We start from the raw sequence: 20305 nt of genomic DNA, 5'->3' as shown, positions 1-20305 counted from the left end.
CAGTTGGCGGGGAGTGACCTGACCGTAAAAGGGCCCGGACTGTGCCGGGCCAAAGAGACATGCTAGCTGTAATGGCCCGTGGGGAGGCCAACCCTGTGTCCTATCAGAAGCGATAGCCGACACCAAACATGAAGGCCATGGGATCGATGGAGGTATTGATGGTCCCGACGGCGGTGTGCACATCGGTATCGATATCGATGATCCAGGCGGACGCGTTGACGAACCAGCGGTCATTGATCGCCATGTCTAGACCGACCTGACCAGCCATGCCCCAGGAGGAGTCAACGCTCACGTCGGTACCATCCAGCGCACCGCGGCCCTGCTCGTCGAAGAAGGTGGTGTAGTTGATACCGGCGCCGATATAGGGACGAACCTTGCTGTTGGCATCACCGAAGTAGTACTGCGCCATCAGGGTCGGCGGCAGGTGCTTGACCTTGGCCACTTCCCCCAGACCGGCGGTGGAAACGGAGTGGGAGAAGGGCGTGGCCGCCAGCAGCTCGACACCCCAGTTGTCGGTGATCAGATAGGAGAGCGTCAGACCCAGCTGCATATTGCTGTCGATTTCCAGCTCGCCGGTACCCAGCACGTTGTCACTGCTCGTTTGCGGAGAAACGAAAGCAAGGCCGCCACGCACCAGAAAATCGCCGGCCTGGTGAGCCATGGCGACGGGGGACGCAAGCGCTGCTGCGATAATCAGAGGAAGGATCTTTTTCATCACGTATTCCTTTTAGTTTTCGTTTTATATGTTGCAAGCCCGAAAACTATAAAGGGATGTGAATGCCGAGTTATTGATTTAGCTCAAACGTTACCAAGAAATAGATAGATGTGTACAGCAGCTTCCAGCCATGCTGGGTATCGAGAAAAACATCAAAAATATCAAATAAAAACAATGAAATGGATTGATTTTTCGCCTTGCCAACCACAATAAGAAATAATTTTAATATACCTTATTGCGGATAAAAACGACTGAAAACGGTTGTTTCACTCGTCCAACAAGAGTATTTTTGCGGGCCATGTAGCCGGGCTGTAAGTAATTCTTTATGAAACCACAAACCAGAAGGGACAAAATAGTAGCCATATTGGCAGCCATCTGGGGCATTGGCTCTTTTCTGTTTATTTTGCTGGGTTTCGTGCTCGGCATGGCCTTGCTGATCCTGACCCATTAGACCGGCTGGTTGGCGTGGGAGGCCTGGCACAACAGCCACTCCCCTTCCGCCAGCTGCTCCGGGCTCAACCTCCACTGTGCCCGCCCCAACTCGCCGCTGTATCCACGCCAGCGATCCCGGCCCTCCTGTTTCGCCCGGTACAGGGCCATGTCCGCCAGCTTGAAACTCAGACTCCAGAAAGAGTCCTCCAGCTCTGCATGCAGAGGATAATCGCAGAACCCCAACGAGACGGTCATGCGCAGCGGCAGCTCCTCCCGCCCGAAACGGCAGTCGGCGATCTTGCGGCGCAGGCGCTCGATCCGTTCCGCCACTTGTCCTGGCTCCTCTCTGGCCAGCAACAGCATGAACTCCTCGCCACCCAGCCGGATCAGCGGCTCCTCCTCATCCAGCGCCCCTCGCAGCAGTTCGGTCAGCTGACATAACAGCAGATCGCCGATGTCGTGGCCGAAGCGATCGTTGACCCGCTTGAAGTGATCCAGATCCAGGATCACCAGCACCCAGCCTGCCGCCGGATCCTGGCGGTTCAGCAACCACTCATCGAGATAACGGCGGTTGAAGGCATGAGTCAGTGGATCCGTATAGGCGGCGACCTCCATGCGGGAGGAGTGGGCCTGCAGGGCACTGTGGTGCAGGCTGATCCTGGCCGCCATCTCGCGGAACTTGCGGCTGAGCAGCGCCATCTCCTGGCTGCTGTCGATGATGGGCAGCACGCTCGCGTCCTGCTTTTCGGTAAACTGGTGCAGCGCCCCCACCAGCTCGCCGATCGGCCCCAGCACGATGGCCCGCAGCCGGGCCAGAGCCATCAGAATGCAGGCGAAGCTTATCAGCAGCATGCCGATGAAGGTCCAGATCGCCCCCTCCATCGCCCCCAGCAACACGTCCCTCTCCTCGTCCACGATCAGGGTCAATACAGGCTCGCCGTCGTTGTCGAGCAGCAACCCCTCCCCTCTGACCTGCTGCAACCCGAGATCGACCAGCCGGTAGCTCATATGCGGCCCAAGCGGCTTGAAGGAGCCCAGATGCTCGCGCGTTCTTGGCTGGGCTATGGTCAGCGTGAGCGCGGTCCGTTCCCCCAGATCCTGCAGATAGCGCTTGTCCAGCCAGCGAGTCGCCAGCAGATAACCGTTAGGCTTGACGCTGCCGAGGGTATCGGTCACCGGCTGCAGCGAAAAGATGAGCGGTCCCCACTGGGAGCGCCTGACGCCACTCAGGCTGCTGATGCCCGCCTGCCGTGACTCGCGCAGCAGCTGCAGCTTGAGATCGTCCAGAAAGGAAGGCAACAGGGTGGTATCCGCGTCCGGCGCATCTGGCAACAGGGTGCGGGTCCAGATCTCCGAGCCCTGCAAATCCATGTAACTCAACACGTTGAGTTCAAAGTCCCGCATCGGGGTGTCGACCAGCAGATTGGAGTTGATGTAGACCTGGTTGGGGTGGGCCAGAAAATGGTAGCTCTGATCCCAGATCCCCCAGTCCCGGGTAAAAGCATTCATGGCGCCGATGTCGTTCTGCACCGCCCTGATCACCCGCTGCAGGTGCTCCTCCATCCGTCGCTCCTCGACCCGCTGCGCCGCCGGCACCTGGGCCAGTGCGATCACGATGAGCAGCATCAGGATGGCTCCGGCCCAGACCGGAAACATGGAGTAGGCCAGCAGATGGTCGATGGAGCGGGACGGTTGAGCCATGGGCGCCAATATCCTTTGAATGGCAATGCGAAGCGGGAAGGGTCTTGCCCCAAGTATGGAGGATAGGCCCGCCGAGAGGTCACTGAATTACCACAATAAAAACAAGGGGCCCAGGGCCCCTTGTCACAATTATTGAACGCTTTATCTGGCCAGCAGAGGTGCCAGGAAGCGGGCCGTATGAGAATCCTCGCAACGACTGATCTGTTCCGGCGTCCCCGTTACCAGGATGCGGCCGCCACCGGCACCCCCCTCAGGCCCTAGGTCGACGATCCAGTCGGCGGTTTTGATGACGTCCAGATTGTGCTCGATGATGACGATAGTGTTGCCGCGATCCCGCAGCTGGTGCAGTACCTTGAGCAGCTGTTGGATGTCGTGGAAGTGCAGCCCTGTAGTCGGCTCGTCCAGGATGTAGAGGGTCTGCCCGGTATCCCGCTTGGAGAGCTCCCGCGCCAGCTTGACCCGCTGCGCCTCGCCGCCAGAGAGCGTGGTGGCCGACTGGCCGAGGCGGATATAGGAGAGGCCCACGTCCATCAGGGTCTGCAGCTTGCGCGCCACCGCCGGTACCGGATCGAAGAACTCGCGGGCATCTTCCACCGTCATCTCGAGGATCTCGTGGATGTTCTTGCCCTTGTACTTCACCTCCAGGGTCTCGCGGTTGTAGCGCTTGCCCTTGCAGACGTCGCACGGTACGTAGACGTCCGGCAGGAAATGCATCTCCACCTTGATGACACCGTCCCCCTGGCACGCCTCGCAACGCCCCCCCTTCACGTTGAAGGAGAAGCGGCCCGGCTGGTAGCCGCGGGAACGCGCCTCCTGGGTGCCGGAGAGCAACTCGCGGATCGGAGTGAACAGACCGGTGTAGGTGGCCGGATTGGAACGCGGAGTACGGCCGATGGGGCTCTGATCGATGTCCACCACCTTGTCCAGGTGCTCCAGCCCCTCGACGCTGCGATAGGGAGCCGGGGTGGACTCGGTCGCCTTGTTCAGCTCGCGGTGAGCGATACGGAACAGGGTGTCATTGATCAGGGTCGACTTGCCGGAGCCGGAGACGCCGGTGACGCAAGTCATCACCCCGATGGGCAGGTCCAGGTTGACGTTGCGCAGGTTGTTGCCGCTCGCCCCCTTCAATTTCAGCCACTTGCCGGTGAGCGGGGTGCGCTCGGCCGGGATGGCGATCTGCTTGCGGCCGGAGAGGTAGTCACCGGTCAGGGATTCAGGGTTCGCAATGATCTCTTCCGGCGTCCCCTGGGCGACGATGGCCCCGCCGTGCACCCCCGCCCCCGGGCCGATGTCGAGCACGTGGTCGGCGAGGCGAATGGCGTCCTCGTCGTGCTCCACCACGATCACTGTGTTGCCGAGATCCCGCAGGTGGGTCAGGGTCTTGAGCAACCGCTCGTTGTCCCGCTGGTGCAGGCCGATGGAGGGCTCGTCCAGCACGTACATGACCCCCACCAGACCGGCACCGATCTGGCTGGCCAGCCGGATCCGCTGCGCCTCACCACCGGAGAGGGTCTCGGCACTGCGGGACAGGCTCAGGTAGTTGAGACCCACGTTCACCAGGAAGCCGAGCCGCTCGACGATCTCTTTCAAGATCTTCTCGGCAATCTGGGCGCGCTGGCCGGTCAGATTCAACCCTTCGAAGAAGGCCAGCGCATCGCCGATGGACTGCTCGGCGATGGCCGGCAGGTTGCGGTTGTCGACGAAGACATGGCGCGCCTCTTCCCGCAGCCGACTGCCACCGCAGCTGGTGCAGGATTTGTTGGCAATGTATTTGGCCAGCTCTTCACGCACCGAGTTGGATTCGGTCTCCCGGTAGCGGCGCTCCATGTTGTGCAGGATCCCCTCGAACGAGTGCTTGCGCACCACCACATCGCCGCGATCGTTCATGTAGCGAAACTCGATCTCGGTACGACCGGAGCCGCGCAGGATCACCTCCTGGGTCTTGACCGGCAGATCCTCCCAGGGCGTATCCAGATCGAACTTGTAGTGCTCGGAGAGGGATTTGAGCATCTGGAAGTAGTAGAAGCTGCGCTTGTCCCAGCCACGGATGGCGCCGTTGGCCAGGCTGATGGCCGGATCGCCGATCACCTTGGCGGGATCGAAATATTGCTGCACCCCGAGGCCGTCACAGGTGGGGCAGGCTCCGGCCGGGTTGTTGAAGGAGAAGATGCGCGGCTCCAGCTCCGACATGGAGTAGCCGCACTCCGGGCAGGCGAAGTTGGCGGAGAAGGTCATGGGAGCGACCCCCTCCTCGCCGTCCATGGGCACCACCAGTACTATGCCGCCGGAGAGGGTCAGCGCCGTCTCGAACGACTCGGCCAGACGCAGGGCCAGGTCATCGCGCACCTTGAAGCGATCCACCACCACCTCGATGGTGTGCTTCTTGTGCAGCTCCAGCGCGGGAGGGTCAGACAGGTCGCACACCTCGCCATCGATGCGGGCACGGATGTAGCCCTGGGCCGCCAGGTTCTCCAGCAGCTTGGTGTGCTCACCCTTGCGGTCACGCACCACCGGGGCCAGCAGCATCAGCTTGCTCCCCTCCGGCTGTGCCAGCACCTGATCCACCATCTGGCTGATGGTCTGGGCGGCGAGCGGAATGGCATGGGTCGGGCAGCGCGGCTCACCGACCCGGGCAAACAGCAGGCGCAGGTAGTCGTAGATTTCGGTGATGGTGCCGACGGTCGAACGCGGGTTGTGGGAGGTGGACTTCTGCTCGATGGAGATGGCGGGCGAGAGCCCCTCGATATGGTCGACGTCCGGCTTCTCCATCAGGGAGAGGAACTGGCGGGCATAGGCGGAGAGCGACTCCACGTAGCGGCGCTGCCCCTCGGCATAGAGGGTATCGAACGCCAGAGAGGATTTGCCCGAACCGGAGAGGCCGGTAACCACGATCAGCTTGTCGCGGGGCAGGGTCAGATTGATGTTCTTGAGGTTGTGGGTGCGAGCACCCCGGACCACGATCTTTTCCATCTTGTTGCACGCTCGATACGGAAACCTGAGCGAGTCAGTATGGCATAGAGACTACTGGATGAATAGACAGGTTTTATCCATCATCCCCATCGATTTCAGAGATATTCCTTGGCCCAGCTCACCGCCTGCAAGCGGTTCTTCACGTTCAATTTCTTGAAGACGTTATAGAGGTGGGACTTGATGGTGTGCTCGCTCACGAACAGGCTGTCGGCGATCTCGGTATTGGAGGCGCCCGTCATCAGATAGCGGATGATCTCCTGCTCGCGCACGGTCAGCAGCGTCTGGTTGCGCAGGTGATGTTCCCCACCCTTGCGGTAGTAGTTGACCAGATCGCACAGCAGGTGGCGCGGGATCCAGTACTCCCCCTCCAGCACCTTGCGAATGCCGAGCACCAGCCGATCCAGCGGATCCTGGCAGAAGAAGAGTCCGCTGGTATGGGGCCACATCAGCAGCAATTCCCGATCGGTGCTGGTCGGGGCATTGAGCAGCACCGTATTGGCCTCCCCGAAGCGGCTGGAGATCTCCCGCGGCCATCCTGCCTGCTGGCTCGACTTGAGGTAGTCCAGATCGACCAGAAACAGCGGACGAGGCTCGAGCTCGTCCGGTTGCGGCAGCTCCTCCAGGGTGCTTACCAGCACAATGGGCAGTGCCAGCTGCTCGGCCAGATAGCTCTGGAAGCTGGTTGCCTGCACATTGTTTTCGGTTACCAGTACGATGGGATATGGGGTGCTCATGAAAGGCTGGTCCTTGAACATTGCGGCCATGGTTTTTTTCGGCAGCAGAGAGTACCAAGCCCCCCGTGGGGTGCAGCATTAAAAAAGTATTAGACGGCGATGCGCCTCCTTTGAAACTCACCAATTTTCCAAGCAATACAAATAACTAGCAGCCCCCCCCCATTTGGGTGGAATGCTGGCATCCGGGCAGACAGGGGCTGTCGTAGCGTCATCGAATTCACTTTTCGCGCCCGGGTTTCGATGCTAGGCGTCCCCCTCTGCGGCTCACTTGCTGGCCAAGGCCCGCCTCGTGTAAGTTAACCCCTCGGTCCGGAGAAGCTGGCGACGAAGAAGACGTCTTTCTCCCCAAAAACTGTTACTATTGCGGGCAAAATCTGGAAACGGCATGGCAGTCGACAGGCGAGCCAACCCGGGTTCAGTCATCACATGAGTCGCAAGCGCCTGCGGCGTTCTTGCGTATCTCGCAGAAAACAAACGAAATGTTGAATTGGTCCGGGCATATGGCCTGGCCGGAATACAAAGGGTGGAAGAGATATTATGGCCAGTCGAGGCATCAACAAAGTCATTCTGATCGGTAACCTGGGGCAAGACCCGGAAGTGCGCTACATGCCGAGCGGCGGTGCCGTGACCAACATCACCCTGGCCACCTCCGACACCTGGCGCGACAAGCAGACCGGTGAGCAGAAAGAGCGTACCGAGTGGCACCGCGTCGTCTTCATGGGCAAGCTGGCCGAAGTGGCGGGCGAGTACCTGAAGAAGGGTTCCCAGGTCTATGTGGAAGGCAAGCTGCAGACCCGCAAGTGGCAGGATCAGAGCGGCCAGGAGCGTTATACCACCGAAGTACTGGTCGATGGTTTCAGCGGCGTGATGCAGATGCTGGGTGGCCGTCCGCAAGGCGCCGGTCAGGGCATGGGCGGTCAGTCCCAAGGCAACTGGGGTCAGCCGCAACAGGGCATGCAGTCCCAGCAGCCGATGAACCAGTCCCGCCCGGCTCCGCAGCAGAACATGCAGCAACAGCAAGGTGGTTATAGCCGTCCGGCCCAGCAGCCGCAATCCGCTCCGCCGGTATACAACGAGCCGCCGATGGATTTCGACGACGACATCCCGTTCTAAGGGAAGCTCACAGTTCAGAGGGCCCTGTTCACGCAGGGCCTTTTTTTACCCGTTATTGACGCAGGCGCGGCACGCAAGCCGGCTCCCCCGACCAGAGTCGCCGACCCTGCTCCCCCTGTCGCCCGCCCAGGGTTTATCATCAGGGCAATTCGTTTGTCAGAGAGAACGCATGGGGTTTTTGTCTCGTATCCTGCTGCTCGCGGCAAGCCTTGCCGTGCTGTTTCACTCTCCCCTCTTGCTGGCCGGCGAGCCACTGCGGGTGGGGGTCAGTTTCGCCATTCCCCCCTATGTGATTGAGGAAGAGGGACGCGGCATCGAGCTCGATCTGCTGCGGGAAGCCTTTCGTGGCAGCGGTTACGAGCCCAGCTTCGAATATTTGCCGCTGGAGCGCACCTTTCGCATGCTGGAGTCCGGCAGGCTCGATGCCATCATCAACGTCAAACCCGGGATGCTGGACAACGTCTTCCTGTCGCAACCCGTCATCGCCTTTCACAACCGGGTGTTCACCCTGAGCAAGACCCACATCGCCACGCTGGACGACATGAAAGAGCTGAGGGTCAGCGCCTTTCAGCGGGCACGCCAGGTATTGGGGGGAGCCTTCGCCAGCATGGCCGACCAGAATCCCCGTTACGAGGAGGTCGCCAAGCAGCAGGGACAGGTGCACAGACTGATGCTGGGGCGGGTGGATGCGGTGATCCTGGAGCAACGGGTGTTCTATTACTATCTGGCGCAACTGGCCACCAGCAAGTATGGCGCCGAGCTCTATGCCCCCAGCCGGGTCAGACAATATGATCTGTTCGCTCCCACCCACTACCATTTCGCCTTTCGCCAGGCCGCGCAGCAACGCTGGTTCGATCGCCAGCTCGGCAAGATGCGGGCCGATGGCCGCTACGAACGGATATTTGCCAGCTACGGCGCCACCCCCTGAGCCCACGCCAAAAACATAAAAGCCAGCCCGAAACAGGCTGGCTTTTTGTTACTGGCTCCAAAGGAACTACAGCATGGGGAGCGTTACTTCATCGCGCTGCCGTTTTTCAGTTCTGCTTTCTGACGTTTGGCTTCGCGCTTCTCTTTCAGTGACATCTGCGGTTTTTTCTTGGCATCTTTGCCGTTGTGATGTTCTTTGTTACTCATCATCAAACTCCAAAAATGTTACCCAGACAGTTGGAACCCAGGTTCCAGCATGCCATCCGAATCGTAGACTACAGTACGCTTTCAGTGACGATCCCAAGATCGCACTCAATCCAGCATACCCCCAATCTTGCGCAAGAATCCACCCTCATCCGTCACGCCGCGCCAAACCGGGGCCGATGACCCCCGTCAGGCACTCCTGGGCGGGGAAGGAACGGCCGTAAAAACACCGGAAGCCTTATAAAGTAGCGATTATCAATATTATTTGGTGACCACCTGAAATAAATCACCAAAAACCAAAATAACTATTATTTAAACGAGCAGTGTTAATTTGGATAAGCATTCTCACTATCGCCGGAAACAAAAAGTTACAACCTCAAGAAGTCATTATTAACGCAAGCTGATATTATCAGGCCTTATTTTCAAACTATTTCATCGAGAATAGGGATATCCCATGACCAGAAAAACCAGAGCCGCCTTGGTCTCGGTTTGCTCCAATATCAGCCTGATTGTCATGAAGATAATTGCCGGCATACTGAGCGGTTCCGTCAGCATCATCTCCGAAGCCATCCACTCGGCCATGGATCTGGTGGCCGCCCTGATCGCGCTGGTGGCCGTGCGCAAGTCGGATATTCCACCCGACCCGCGCCACCCCTATGGCCACGACAAGATAGAGAATGTCTCCGGCGTGATCGAAGCGCTGCTGATCCTGCTGGCCGCCGGCTGGATCATCTTCGAGGCCGTCGGCAAGCTGATCACCCCCACTCCCATCGAAGGCGTCGGACTCGGCGTGCTGGTCATGCTGTTGTCGGCGCTGGTCAACAGCGGCGTCTCCGCCTATCTCTACCGGGTCGCCAAGGAGGAAGAGTCGGTGGCGCTGGCCGCCGATGCCCTGCATCTGAAGGCGGATGTGCTGACCTCGCTCGGGGTGGCTGCCGGTCTGCTCGGCATCTGTATCGCCTCTGCGCTGGGCTACAACCTCTATCTGCTGGATCCCCTCGTCGCCATCGGGGTCGCGCTCTTCATCCTCAGAGAAGCCATCGCCATGCTCAACCAGGCCTTCCAGCCCCTGCTGGATCACAGCATGAGCGAGGAAGAGCTGGCCATCACCACCCAAGTGATCGAGGAGTGTTGCCCGGAGCACGGCGGCTTCCACGACCTGCGCAGCCGTCAGGCGGGGCGTCGCCGCCATATCGACTTCCACCTGACACTGCCCAAGGAGATGAGCATCGAGCACTCCCACGCCATCTGTGACCGCATAGAGCAGGGGATCCAGCGCCATCTGCCCCACGCCATCGTGCTGATCCATGTCGAACCAACCGGTCACGCCTAGTCCAACCGGGGAAATCATCGGGAATGCCATCGACAGCACAATAAACAGCCAGGTGACGTGGTAGGGTGTTCCCTCCCCGTCATCAGGTACACGCCGTGAAAAAGCTGGAAATGAAGGATCTCACCGACGCCGAAAAGGCCGGGATCACCCTGTTGCTGCAAAAAGCACAGGCCAACGCGGACCACCCATTGACCAATGCCGAGCGCAATCGCATACGCGAGGAAGGCCGGCTCAAGGTGGTCGCAGACCGGGCAGCAGCTGCGAAAGCGGCGGCACAGCTTGCAAGGGACAAGGCCAAGGAACGGGCCGCCAATCAGGTACTGCCCGAGACATTCAGCTGGGTTGACTCCGTCAGCAATCGCTTTCGCAAAAAACCTTGATCATGCCGTTTCAACCAAATGTAGCCAGCCCACACCCTGTCGACGGGCTGGCTTTTTCATGATGGAAGGGGAAGGTTCTGACCCTTGACGTGACATTATCTGTCGACTCGCATGACCCTTTATCTCGTTTTTTCTTCGCACAAAGGGATTCACCACAACCCGAAAAGCACCTGAAATGGATATTCATGCTATTGATATAAAAGGTAAAATCGTCCTGAAAATCCAGTCATCCGGCACAGAGTACCAACTGAGAGATAAAGTTTGCTTTAACAAAGCGTGCGTGTTCTAATCGACAGCGATAGTTCGGCAGTTCAGTCCTGTTTATGTTAGGCAGTCATTTTAGTAAAGCAGTGATTAGTGCAAGTGTTATTTCGATGATGCTTGACGAATAATTCTCCTTCTTTAGTGCTTCCCCTACGTATTGCTGACGAAAAATCAAAACTTGCCATCTGATGGCATTTCAAACACTAAATTTGAGAGTAATTATTATGTCCAAAGTGACTGGTACCGTAAAATTCTTCAACTCCGAAAAAGGTTTTGGCTTCATCTCCCCGGTTGACGGCAGCAAAGACGTGTTCGTACACTTCTCCGCTATCCAGTCCAACGGTTTCAAAACCCTGGAAGAAGGTCAGCGCGTTGAGTTCACCATCGAGCAAGGCCAGAAAGGCCCGGCTGCTGCCAACGTAGTTGCCCTGTAATTCAAGTCAGGGATACCGTCACCCCGCTTCTGCCGGCTGAACGGATCCACTGCAAGAATTGAAAAAACCCGCTTCGGCGGGTTTTTTGTTGCCTCGAATTCACCCTGCCCGCCATCCCCGCCCTGCTCCCATCCTTGCATACCTCCGCTCCTCTGCTGGCGAGAGGATAACCGCACAATATTAATGAGATTAATTATCATTTACACAGCCATCAGTGATCACTACAATGCCTGCCGACCGCCGGGATCACTATTCGATTGAACCTGCCTGGTCCGGGTTTCACGCGGGATGCGGCGAGACCCCCCATCGATTCACCCAAAGGATGAATGCATCTTCTTACTAAAAAAGAGTTCAGGCCAACATGATAACAATGCACCGCAACAAGCTGACCACGCTCATTCTCGCCGTCCTCGCCGCCAACGCCCATGCCGCCGAACAGGAGGTCATGGTGGTGACCGCCTCCGGCTTCCAGCAGAAGATCGAGAACACCGCCGCCTCCATCTCGGTGGTGACGCGCGAGCAACTGGAGAAACGCGCCTACCGTGACGTGACCGACGCCCTGAAGGACGTGCCGGGGGTGGTGATCACCGGCGGCGGCAGCAGCAGTGACATCAGCATTCGCGGCATGAGCTCCAAGTACACACTGATGCTGGTCGACGGCAAGCGGGTCGACAGCCGCGGCACCCGTCCCAACAGCGACGGCCCCGGCATCGAGCAGGGCTGGCTGCCGCCGCTGCAGGCCATCGAGCGGATCGAGGTGGTGCGCGGCCCCATGTCCTCCCGTTACGGCTCTGACGCCATGGGCGGCGTCATCAACATCATCACCCGCAAGACCGCCAGCATGACGGCCTGGCAAGGTTCGGTGCAGGCCGACTCCACCTTCCAGGAGAACAAGGACTCCGGCAACATCTTCCAGAGCAACGCCTACACCGCTGGCGCCCTGGTGGATGGCCTGCTGGGGGTGCGAGTGAACGGTCTGCTCTCCCACCGCGGCGAGGATCAGTTCCAGAACGGGTTCGCCGAACAGGAAATGCGCAGCGGCACTGTGGTGTTCAGCCTGACACCGGACGAGCACAACCGCTTTGACTTCGAGGCCAGCCGCGGTCTGCAGGATCGCAACCGTACACCGGGCGACTCGCTGGCAGCCAAGGCCAAGCCCAGCCTGAACACCTACGGGCGCACCAACTACGCCATCACCCACGACGGCCGTTATGACTTCGGCTCTTCCACCAGCTACCTGCAGCGGGAAGAAAACACCAACCCCGGCCGTCAGATGAAGCTCATCAACACCATCGCCGACACCCATACCCAGTTCGAACTGGGGGCTCACTACCTGAGCGTGGGCGGTCAATACCGTCACGAGGATCTGCAGGATGAGGGCAACCAGCTCAACGTGGCCAACCGTGCCAATCAGCTGACCCGCTGGAGCTGGGCCCTGTTCGTGGAAGACGAGTGGTCGCTGACCGACAGCTTCGCCCTCACCGGCGGCGTGCGGATGGACCGTGACCAGAACTACGGCACCCACTGGAGCCCGCGTCTGTACGGCGTCTGGCACCCGGCCGAATTCTGGACCCTGAAGGGCGGCGTCTCCACCGGCTACCGCTCACCGGATCTGCGCATGTCGGCCGCCAACTGGGGCCAGGCCACCGGCGGCGGCACCCAGGACGGCATGCTGGTTGGCAACCCGCAGCTCAAACCGGAAACCAGCGTGAGCCAGGAGATCGCCCTGCTGTGGGATGGTCAGGAGGGGCTGAGCACAGGGCTGACTCTGTTCAATACCGACTTCGAGGACAAGATCTCCGAGATCCGCCGCTGCACCAGCAAGGATGACCCCTCCTGCACCCTGAACGGTCACACCTATGACTTCATCAGCGACCGCATCAACGTCGACAAGGCGAACATGCGCGGGGTGGAAGGCACGGCCAACTGGGCCATCAACGAAAAGTGGTCGCTGGCCTCCAGCTACACCTTCACCCAGTCCGAGCAGAAGAGCGGTCCGAACGAGGGCAAGGCGCTTAACCAGATGCCGCGCCACATGTTCAACACCACGGTCGACTGGAAGAGTACCGATGACGTCAGCCTCTGGTCACGGGTCAACTTCCGCAGCAAGACCTCGGACTACCTGAGCCGGGTCAGAATGGCCGACGGCACCCCTTCCTACACCTTCTTCGACACGGGTCTGGTCTACAAGGCCAACGAACATCTGAACGTCACCGCAGGCGTCTACAACCTGTTCGACAAGACGGTGGACTACAGCAGCTTCGGCACAGTGCTGGATGGTCGCCGCTACACCCTGGGCATGACCTACAACTTCTGATGACCCGCCGCCGCCCACCCTGGGCGGCGGTTTTTTATTGCCCCGCCTCGTCTGCCATCTCTTTCACATAGCTTGCCGCCTGCCAGGTGTTGCGCCCCAGCGACTTGGCGCCATACATCAGCTGATCCGCCTGCAGCAGCACTCGTCGGCCCTCAGCTCTCACCTCGGCCGACACCCACACCGCCCCGGTGCTGATGGAGATGCCAAGCTCCCCGGCGCTGGTCGACAGCTTGCGGCCATTGACCTCCCGCCCGATCCGCTCGGCCCACTGCTGCAGCGTCGCCATGTCGGCCACCAGCAGACTGATGCAGAACTCCTCGCCGCCGATGCGGGCGAACAGGGCGCTGGCGGGCAACACCCGCTGCACGCGCTCCACCATGGCCGACAGTACCTCGTCGCCGACCCCGTGCCCGAAGTGATCGTTGATCCCCTTGAAGCGATCGAGATCGAACAGCAGCAGGGCACACGGCTCGCTGCTGCTCAGTCGTTGCTCCAGCAGCGGCAAGAAGGCGCGCCGATTGAGGATGCCGGTCATGGAGTCGGTGCTGGCGAGACGCTCCAGCCTGGCGTTGGCCTGGATAAGCTCGGCGGTACGGCTCGCCACCGCCCGCCGCAGCTGGATGATGTAGGCCATCAGCACCAGACCGCCGACGGCCAGCAGCCAGGGCCAGAGATGTGCCGGGTAGACGGTCTCGATATGCATCCACTTGCGGATGATCCGCTCCCGATCCGCCTCGCCGATGCGGGTGAAACCCTGCTCCAGCTCCTGCAGCAGCGCCTGATTGCCCTTGGCGACGGCAAAGCGGACGTCATCGCTGTAGAGGTGGCGCACCGGGATGAAGCGGGTAGGATCCGCCGCGGTGTAGATGTAGAAGTTGGCCACCTGCAGGTCGGCGATGAAGGCTTCCAGTTCGCCGTTCAAGGCAGCCCGCAGCATGGCGTCGTTGTCATCGAAGGTGCGCAGCCGGGTGCGCGGGAAGTTCTTGCGGGCGTAGTACTCTTCGAATCCTCCCGCCACCACCCCCACGCTCTCGTGCAGCAGGTAGTAATTCACGTCCGAACCGCGCAGGGAGTTGGCGAAGAAGAGCTGGGCGTCGAGGTGGGAGAGAGCCTGGCCATAGTCGTAGACCATATTGCGCTCCGGCGACCAGAGCAAGCCGCCATGGACATCGGCCTGGCCGTTGCGGACCAGATCCAGCGAGCTCTGCCAGTCCACCAGCTTGAACTGGATGGGGCGACCGGTGACGCGGCCATACTCGCGCCACAGATCGATCAGCAGGCCATCGGGCTGACCCGCTTCATTGAGATAGGAGAAGGGCTGCCAGGCCTTGGAGTTGGCCACGATGAGCGGTTTGGGCGCTATGTTCGCCCATGCCGGCAATACCAGCGCACAGAGCAGCAGCCACCACCCGTATCCAACTCGCCACCTGACTCCCGACTCACCTGCCATCCCTGTACCGACCCTGCTGTTTGGCCGTCTGCGCGGCCATCGATTATCACCATCTTCAGCATAGGAGAACAAGCATGAGCGAGTATGAAACGAGCGTGATGCCGGCCGGACCAGTGCAAGACCCAAAACGAGAAGGGCGCCCGCAGGCGCCCTTTCCATCGACTCGCTCGCCCCTCACAGCGGCAGGCTGATGCGAGCCTCCAGCCCGCCCAGCTCCCGGTTGTGCAGGGTCAGTTCGCCCCCGTGCTGGTGCACCAGGGTGCGGGCGATGGAGAGCCCCAGCCCCACGCTGCCGGATTCGGTGTTGCGGGCCTCGTCGAGGCGCACGAACGGCTTGAACACATCTTCCAGCCGGGCCGGATCGATACCGGGCCCCTGATCGCAGACCCGGATCACCAGCTCGCTGTCGGTGCGTTCCAGCGACACTTCGGCGCTGCCGGCGTACTTGATGGCGTTGCCGATGAGGTTTTGCAGCACCCGGCGCAGGGTGTTGGCGCGGCAGGCGTAGACCTGCTTGCCCTCGGCCAGGCAGGTAACCGGCTGACCGGTGTCGGCATAGTCGTCGCACAGGCTCTCCAGCAGGCTGACCAGATCCAGCTCGCGGGTCGCCTCCTGCTGCCCCTCCTCCCTGGCGAAGCTGAGGGTGGCCGCCAGCATCTGTTCCATCTGTTGCAGGGTCTGCTGGATCCGCTCCTTGTCCTCCCCCTCGTCCAGAAATTCGGTGCGCAGCCGCAGGCTGGTGATGGGGGTACGCAGATCGTGGGAGATGGCCGCCAGCATACGGGTACGGTCCTGCACGAAGCGATCGAGCCGGGTGTGCATGCGGTTGAAGGCCTGGATGGATTCGCGTACCTCGGTCGGCCCCTCCTCCCGCAGCGGCTCTATGTCCTCGCCGCGGCCGAGCCGGTCCGCGTTGGCGGCCAGCTGCTTGAGCGGCCGGGTGGCACGACGGAACAGCCAGATCATCATGCCGATCACCAGGCTCGCCACCAGCATCAGGTTGAAGGTGGTCTGCCAGGACCAGCTGGCCGACTCCTTGTCCACCAGCGAGCTGAACTGCAGCCAGCCGCCGCGCGGCAGCTGGATGGAGCCGTACAGCCGCATGTCCTGCGGTGGAGGCACCCCCTTGCGGTCCTTCATCATCCGGTTGTGGTGCTGCCAGGCCCGGCTGCGCTGGGCATCCTGCTTGAGCTCGGCGCTGATCTCCACCATCAGGGTCGAGGGGTAACCCAGCCGGGAGCGCACCAGCTGCTCGAAGCGGGGACTGCGGTTGTCCGGCTGCAGCGGCTCGTCGGCGATGCGCAGCAGCAGGGTCTCGCTGCGGCTCGCCTTGAGGATCTCGTCATAGAGAGAGGGGGGCGAGAGGGCCAGCAGCCGCACCACCGAGACGATGCGCTGCATGGCGTTGCGGCTGTTGACGTAGCCGAGCGCCTCCTCCCGATCGGTACGATAGATCTGGATGCTGAGCAGCTGGATCAGCACCAGCCCGGCCAGCGCTACCAGGATGATCTGGCCGGTCAGCCCCTTGGGCCACAGCTTCGACCAGCCGCGTCTTAACATCCCCACCGCCTTATACCTGGGTCACATCGGCGGCGAACAGGTAACCGCCGCCCCAGATGGTCTTGATAAGCTCGGGATTCTTGGGATCCCGCTCCAGCTTGCGCCGCAGCCGGCTCACCAGGGTGTCGATGGCACGATCGAACGCCACCGCCTCGCGGCCGCGGGCCAGATCCAGCAGCTGATCCCGGCTCAGCACCCGCTGCGGGCGCTCCAGAAAGACCCGCAGCAGGTCGAATTCGGCGGTGGAGAGGCTCAGGCCCACCCCTTCCTCATCCACCAGCTCGCGCCGGTTGATGTCGAGCAGCCAGCGATCGAAGCGCAGATCCCGGGTCAAGGCCTCGGCCACCGGCTGCGGCTCGACCTGGGTGCGGCGCATCACCGCCTTGATGCGGGCCAGCAGCTCGCGCGGATTGAACGGCTTGGCGAGGTAGTCGTCGGCCCCCATCTCCAGCCCTATGATGCGGTCAGTCTCCTCCCCCATGGCAGTGAGCATGATGATGGGCAGGCTGGACTTGGCCCGCAGCTCGCGACACAGGGTCAGGCCATCCTCCCCCGGCATCATCAGATCCAGCACCAGCAGATCGAACTCCCGCTCCTCCAGCAACCGCTTCATCTCCTTGCCATCGCGGGCACAGCTGACCCGCAGGCCGTGCTGTTCCAGAAAACGCTTCAGCAGATCGCGGATCTCGCTGTGATCGTCGACCACCAGAATGTGGGTGCTGTTTTGATTCATGGGGACCTCCTGTTAGAGCTGGCACGAGTATACGAAAATCCGCCGGGCGGTTTGTGTCAAAGTGTGCCAGATCAGCAAGATGCCACACTCTGCTACAAAAAAGCGGCCGCTCGGCAAAGTTGAGACACAGACCGGCTGTTTACTGTGACCACCCCATCGGTTGCAGGAGCAGACAGGCCATGCTGGCCCTCACCACCCCCTTGCTGCTGGCCTTTGCCGCCAGCGAAGCCCTTGCCAGACAGGCAAGGCGCACATCCGGCCAGACCGACCCGGTGCAAGCCGGCGCCGTCGACGCGGCAGCAGACGATACCGGCGTGCCCGCCGACCAGGCGACCGAGCCCCCTTCGTCATGATGCGCCCCCTCCGGTGCGCACCCTGACCTTCCCGCCGCCCCTGCGGCATCTCATCAAGGAGAATCGACTCATGATCAACAAGACCATGGCCCTGTTCATGCTGGCCGGACTGGCCCACACCGGACTGGCCCAGGCCGCCCTGCCGGCCGACGTCAGCGTTGCCCCCGGCCTGCTGTTCGTCAACTGGCACGACACCGCCAGCAGCAGCGATGCCCATCCGACCCTGGAGGTCCACAATGCCGCCGGCGATCTGATCAAGCGGGTCCCTGCCCGGCTGAACGGCATGCAGCAGGTGCGCCTGCCAATGCGGGCCCAGGGTGACCTGACCCTCAGCCTGGATGGCGAGAGCAGCAGCTATCGGATGCCCTACAGCGTCGGCAGCGGTCGCCAGCGCTAAGCCCGCCCATCCGGAAAAATACCCCGCCAGCGACCAACGCTGACGGGGTATTTTTATTTCCCGCCCAGCATGGGCCCGGTCAATGCCCAGTACAGGGTCATGGTGTCACACTCTGCTACAAAATAGGCTTCAACTGGCAAAGTTCAGACACCTGTCTGGTGTGTAATCAGGGTCAAGGCGAGCAAGCCGACCCCGAACTCAATCCGCAAGGAGATAGACCATGAAAAAACTGACCAAGACTCTGCTGACCGCCACCCTGATCCTTGGCCTGCCGCTTGGCGCCTATGCCGCCAGCGAAGCCGTCAGCACGGCCCAGCCCGGCATGATGACCGACTGCCCGATGGACGGCAGCGGCATGATGGGCGGCAAGCACCATGGCGGCCGCCACGACAAGATGGCCCGCATGCAGAACATGACCCCGGAGCAAATCCAGGCGAACCTGCAGCAGCGTTACGACAAGATCGAAGATCCGGCCAAGAAGGCCGAGTTCGTGAAAAACCTGAATCTGCGTGCCGACGGCATGACCAAGCACGCCGAAGCGATGAAGCAGTTCGCCGAAGCGCACCAGTAATTCGAAAGCAGCAAAAAGGGGCCCGCGGGCCCCTTTTTTCATGCACGTCGTTCAGACTCAGGCCTTGGTCTTGTCGGCCAGGTTCAGGGTCTTGACGGTTTCGCCTTCGAACTTGATGAGCACGGTTTTCTGGGCCACTTCGGACTCCTTGAACAGGCTCTTGGAGGTCTCTGCCAGCATGGGGGAGACCTTGTTCAGGGCGCCCAGATCATAGGTCCACACTTCCAGACCGGCTTCGGTCTTGGTACTGGCCGGTGCACCCAGCTTCTCCTTGATGGCCTGCTTGTTGGAGCCGCCTTCCTTGATGTCCAGCGCCTTCTTGACTGCTTCGTTGGAGGCGCTGTCCATGGCGGTGCCGGCCATCTCTTTGGCAGTGCTGGTTACGCTGCTGGTCACTGTGTCGGTCAGGGAGTCCATCAGGCCGGCGTTGGCCATCAGGGGCAGTGCAGTCAGGGCAACCAGGATGCTCTTTTTCATCGTTTCATGTCTCACGGGGATTAAAGAGCGCGCATCAGACCAGCGTACCCGTACGGAGTCAAGATGAGGCTGCGGTCAAGACGCATTCGGGGGGAAGGATTAGCACCATTCGGCAGCCGGCGGCCTGCCTGAGAGGGGTGAGACGGCCGGCTACTGGCAGATCTGGTTCTTGCCCGTCTGCTTGGCCTGATAGAGGGCCCGATCCATTCTGACCATCAGCTGACCCATGCTCTCGTCCGGCCGGTACTCGGCCAGCCCGAAGCTCATGGTGATGGGGAAGTGCTCGCACACCGGCGTATCCATCAGCAACTGCCGCAGCTTGTCGGCCACCCGCCAGCCATCGGCCAGGCCGGTATTGGGCAGCACCACCATGAACTCGTCCCCGCCCCAGCGGGCAATCAGGTCTATTTCGCGAATGTGGCTGCGCACCAGCGCCACTATGTTGATCAGGGTCTGATCCCCCGCCTGGTGGCCGTGGCTGTCGTTGATCTGCTTGAAGTCGTCCACATCCATGGCGATGACGGAGAAGGATTGCTGAAAACGCTTGGCCCGCTCGCACTCCTGCCGAATGGTGCGCTCCAGCCGGTAGCGGCTGGCGGCACCGGTCAGGGCGTCGGTCTCCGCCAGCTGGCGATTCTCCTCCGCCTTCTGCTGCAGCGCCTCGTTGAGCCGCACCAGCTCGGCGGTGCGCAAGGCGATCTGCTGCTCCAGGGTGTGATTGCGCCGCTCCAGCTGCTCCAGCAGCAGCTTCTGGGCGTGGATGTTGCGGTGGGCGCCGATCATCCGGGCCACCGACCCGTCCGGGTTGCGGGCTATGATGCGGCCGCAATCCTCGATCCAGATGTAGTCGCCGCCGCGGCTGCGGCAGCGATACTCGACCCGGTAGTCGGGGGCGGCGCCGCTCAGGTAGGCGTCGAAGCAGGCCATCACCTGCTCCATGTCGTCGGGATGGATCACGCTCTCCCAGGTGAAGACAGTGTTGCCGAGGGTGTGGGGCTCGTAGCCCAGCATCCGGTACCAGCCGGGATTGCGATAGACGAACCCGGTGTTGGCGTTCCAGTCCCAGATGCCGTCGCTCACCACCGCCAGGATACCGTGCACCACGGCTTCGCTGACGTCCGAGATCCTGATCGTGTCACTGTCTTGCAGCATAGAGACCATCCTTGCCCTCTCACCCCCAACTGCGGGAAATGCAATCTGATTGAAGAAAAACGATTATGGGGAGACGACTCCCATGAAA

At 61.0% G+C, this 20305-nt stretch carries 19 protein-coding genes; 9 read left to right on the top strand and 10 right to left on the bottom strand.

Annotation, left to right across the window (positions count from 1 at the left end; translation table 11 throughout):
• Positions 1-103: 103 nt before the first annotated feature.
• The 4 genes from ACB031_RS21765 to ACB031_RS21750 form a co-directional block, all read right to left on the bottom strand.
• A complete protein-coding gene (locus tag ACB031_RS21765) occupies positions 104-715 on the bottom strand; it encodes an OmpW family outer membrane protein (protein ID WP_371140226.1) in 612 nt (203 codons plus the stop codon).
• A gap of 447 nt (positions 716-1162) precedes the next feature.
• Positions 1163-2848, bottom strand: a complete 1686-nt coding sequence (locus tag ACB031_RS21760) for a diguanylate cyclase (RefSeq protein WP_324040321.1) — start codon at positions 2846-2848, stop codon at positions 1163-1165.
• Positions 2849-2989: 141 nt separating this feature from the next.
• Positions 2990-5818 carry an excinuclease ABC subunit UvrA gene (uvrA, locus tag ACB031_RS21755; protein WP_123245675.1) on the bottom strand — a complete coding sequence of 943 codons (2829 nt, stop codon included), beginning with the start codon at positions 5816-5818 and terminating at the stop codon, positions 2990-2992.
• A gap of 95 nt (positions 5819-5913) precedes the next feature.
• Positions 5914-6573: a LuxR C-terminal-related transcriptional regulator gene (locus ACB031_RS21750; RefSeq protein ID WP_010635910.1), complete on the bottom strand. Its 660-nt coding sequence runs from the start codon at positions 6571-6573 to the stop codon at positions 5914-5916.
• Positions 6574-7089: 516 nt separating this feature from the next.
• Between ACB031_RS21750 and ACB031_RS21745 the strand changes: the two genes are divergently transcribed.
• Complete coding sequence (locus ACB031_RS21745; RefSeq protein WP_005306061.1) at positions 7090-7665, top strand: single-stranded DNA-binding protein; 576 nt, start codon at positions 7090-7092, stop codon at positions 7663-7665.
• Between the two features lie 169 nt (positions 7666-7834).
• Entirely contained in the window at positions 7835-8593 is a 759-nt protein-coding gene (locus ACB031_RS21740) for an ABC transporter substrate-binding protein (RefSeq protein ID WP_017782171.1), read from the top strand.
• A gap of 83 nt (positions 8594-8676) precedes the next feature.
• Here the strand turns inward: ACB031_RS21740 and ACB031_RS21735 are convergent, their stop codons facing one another.
• On the bottom strand, positions 8677-8799 hold the full coding sequence (locus ACB031_RS21735) for a hypothetical protein (protein WP_005306071.1): 123 nt from the start codon (positions 8797-8799) through the stop codon (positions 8677-8679).
• 451 nt (positions 8800-9250) lie between these two features.
• On the opposite strand from ACB031_RS21735, the gene ACB031_RS21730 reads away from it, so the two are divergent.
• From ACB031_RS21730 to ACB031_RS21715, 4 genes are all read left to right on the top strand, one after another.
• The gene (locus tag ACB031_RS21730; protein ID WP_371140225.1) at positions 9251-10129 is read left to right on the top strand and encodes a cation diffusion facilitator family transporter; all 879 of its coding nucleotides are present in this window, start codon (positions 9251-9253) and stop codon (positions 10127-10129) included.
• A 95-nt stretch (positions 10130-10224) separates the two neighbouring features.
• A complete protein-coding gene (locus tag ACB031_RS21725; protein ID WP_017785534.1) occupies positions 10225-10509 on the top strand; it encodes a DUF3811 domain-containing protein in 285 nt (94 codons plus the stop codon).
• A 488-nt stretch (positions 10510-10997) separates the two neighbouring features.
• Positions 10998-11207 carry a cold-shock protein gene (locus tag ACB031_RS21720; protein WP_005306081.1) on the top strand — a complete coding sequence of 70 codons (210 nt, stop codon included), beginning with the start codon at positions 10998-11000 and terminating at the stop codon, positions 11205-11207.
• Between the two features lie 370 nt (positions 11208-11577).
• Positions 11578-13524: a ligand-gated channel protein gene (locus ACB031_RS21715; protein WP_017782169.1), complete on the top strand. Its 1947-nt coding sequence runs from the start codon at positions 11578-11580 to the stop codon at positions 13522-13524.
• Between the two features lie 34 nt (positions 13525-13558).
• Here the strand turns inward: ACB031_RS21715 and ACB031_RS21710 are convergent, their stop codons facing one another.
• The 3 genes from ACB031_RS21710 to ACB031_RS21700 all read right to left on the bottom strand — a co-directional run bounded on the left by ACB031_RS21710 (position 13559) and on the right by ACB031_RS21700 (position 17267).
• Positions 13559-15046, bottom strand: a complete 1488-nt coding sequence (locus ACB031_RS21710) for a diguanylate cyclase domain-containing protein (protein ID WP_244365456.1) — start codon at positions 15044-15046, stop codon at positions 13559-13561.
• A gap of 102 nt (positions 15047-15148) precedes the next feature.
• Positions 15149-16534, bottom strand: coding sequence for an ATP-binding protein (locus ACB031_RS21705; RefSeq protein WP_244365455.1), 1386 nt, complete (start codon positions 16532-16534; stop codon positions 15149-15151).
• A 10-nt stretch (positions 16535-16544) separates the two neighbouring features.
• Complete coding sequence (locus tag ACB031_RS21700; protein WP_005306095.1) at positions 16545-17267, bottom strand: response regulator; 723 nt, start codon at positions 17265-17267, stop codon at positions 16545-16547.
• A gap of 179 nt (positions 17268-17446) precedes the next feature.
• Here ACB031_RS21700 and ACB031_RS21695 point away from each other — a divergent pair, with 179 nt between their 5' ends.
• From ACB031_RS21695 to ACB031_RS21685, 3 genes are all read left to right on the top strand, one after another.
• Positions 17447-17620 (top strand): hypothetical protein, encoded by a 174-nt coding sequence (locus ACB031_RS21695; RefSeq protein ID WP_005306098.1) that lies wholly within the window; start codon positions 17447-17449, stop codon positions 17618-17620.
• Between the two features lie 70 nt (positions 17621-17690).
• Positions 17691-18017 carry a hypothetical protein gene (locus ACB031_RS21690; RefSeq protein ID WP_206221155.1) on the top strand — a complete coding sequence of 109 codons (327 nt, stop codon included), beginning with the start codon at positions 17691-17693 and terminating at the stop codon, positions 18015-18017.
• A 220-nt stretch (positions 18018-18237) separates the two neighbouring features.
• Entirely contained in the window at positions 18238-18588 is a 351-nt protein-coding gene (locus tag ACB031_RS21685) for a hypothetical protein (RefSeq protein WP_005306105.1), read from the top strand.
• A 57-nt stretch (positions 18589-18645) separates the two neighbouring features.
• On the opposite strand, the gene ACB031_RS21680 is transcribed toward ACB031_RS21685, so the two are convergent.
• Both ACB031_RS21680 and ACB031_RS21675 read right to left on the bottom strand, forming a co-directional pair.
• Positions 18646-19065: a hypothetical protein gene (locus tag ACB031_RS21680; RefSeq protein ID WP_017780878.1), complete on the bottom strand. Its 420-nt coding sequence runs from the start codon at positions 19063-19065 to the stop codon at positions 18646-18648.
• 150 nt (positions 19066-19215) lie between these two features.
• Entirely contained in the window at positions 19216-20217 is a 1002-nt protein-coding gene (locus ACB031_RS21675) for a diguanylate cyclase (RefSeq protein ID WP_139398408.1), read from the bottom strand.
• Positions 20218-20305 lie beyond the last annotated feature (88 nt).

It is taken from the genome of Aeromonas sp. S8(2024), assembly GCF_041403085.1.
Classification (GTDB): Bacteria; Pseudomonadota; Gammaproteobacteria; order Enterobacterales; family Aeromonadaceae; genus Aeromonas; species Aeromonas dhakensis.
This window is presented reverse-complemented; position numbering and strand designations above follow the sequence as displayed.

Bases quoted from the DNA above. Each gene is read 5' to 3' on its own strand.
- ACB031_RS21765 (WP_371140226.1), bottom strand. From the start codon at position 715: ATGAAAAAGATCCTTCCTCTGATTATCGCAGCAGCGCTTGCGTCCCCC.
- ACB031_RS21760 (WP_324040321.1), bottom strand. From the start codon at position 2,848: ATGGCTCAACCGTCCCGCTCCATCGACCATCTGCTGGCCTACTCCATG.
- uvrA (WP_123245675.1), bottom strand. From the start codon at position 5,818: ATGGAAAAGATCGTGGTCCGGGGTGCTCGCACCCACAACCTCAAGAAC.
- ACB031_RS21750 (WP_010635910.1), bottom strand. From the start codon at position 6,573: ATGTTCAAGGACCAGCCTTTCATGAGCACCCCATATCCCATCGTACTG.
- ACB031_RS21745 (WP_005306061.1), top strand. From the start codon at position 7,090: ATGGCCAGTCGAGGCATCAACAAAGTCATTCTGATCGGTAACCTGGGG.
- ACB031_RS21740 (WP_017782171.1), top strand. From the start codon at position 7,835: ATGGGGTTTTTGTCTCGTATCCTGCTGCTCGCGGCAAGCCTTGCCGTG.
- ACB031_RS21735 (WP_005306071.1), bottom strand. From the start codon at position 8,799: ATGAGTAACAAAGAACATCACAACGGCAAAGATGCCAAGAAAAAACCG.
- ACB031_RS21730 (WP_371140225.1), top strand. From the start codon at position 9,251: ATGACCAGAAAAACCAGAGCCGCCTTGGTCTCGGTTTGCTCCAATATC.
- ACB031_RS21720 (WP_005306081.1), top strand. From the start codon at position 10,998: ATGTCCAAAGTGACTGGTACCGTAAAATTCTTCAACTCCGAAAAAGGT.
- ACB031_RS21715 (WP_017782169.1), top strand. From the start codon at position 11,578: ATGCACCGCAACAAGCTGACCACGCTCATTCTCGCCGTCCTCGCCGCC.
- ACB031_RS21705 (WP_244365455.1), bottom strand. From the start codon at position 16,534: ATGTTAAGACGCGGCTGGTCGAAGCTGTGGCCCAAGGGGCTGACCGGC.
- ACB031_RS21700 (WP_005306095.1), bottom strand. From the start codon at position 17,267: ATGAATCAAAACAGCACCCACATTCTGGTGGTCGACGATCACAGCGAG.
- ACB031_RS21695 (WP_005306098.1), top strand. From the start codon at position 17,447: ATGCTGGCCCTCACCACCCCCTTGCTGCTGGCCTTTGCCGCCAGCGAA.
- ACB031_RS21690 (WP_206221155.1), top strand. From the start codon at position 17,691: ATGATCAACAAGACCATGGCCCTGTTCATGCTGGCCGGACTGGCCCAC.
- ACB031_RS21685 (WP_005306105.1), top strand. From the start codon at position 18,238: ATGAAAAAACTGACCAAGACTCTGCTGACCGCCACCCTGATCCTTGGC.
- ACB031_RS21680 (WP_017780878.1), bottom strand. From the start codon at position 19,065: ATGAAAAAGAGCATCCTGGTTGCCCTGACTGCACTGCCCCTGATGGCC.
- ACB031_RS21675 (WP_139398408.1), bottom strand. From the start codon at position 20,217: ATGCTGCAAGACAGTGACACGATCAGGATCTCGGACGTCAGCGAAGCC.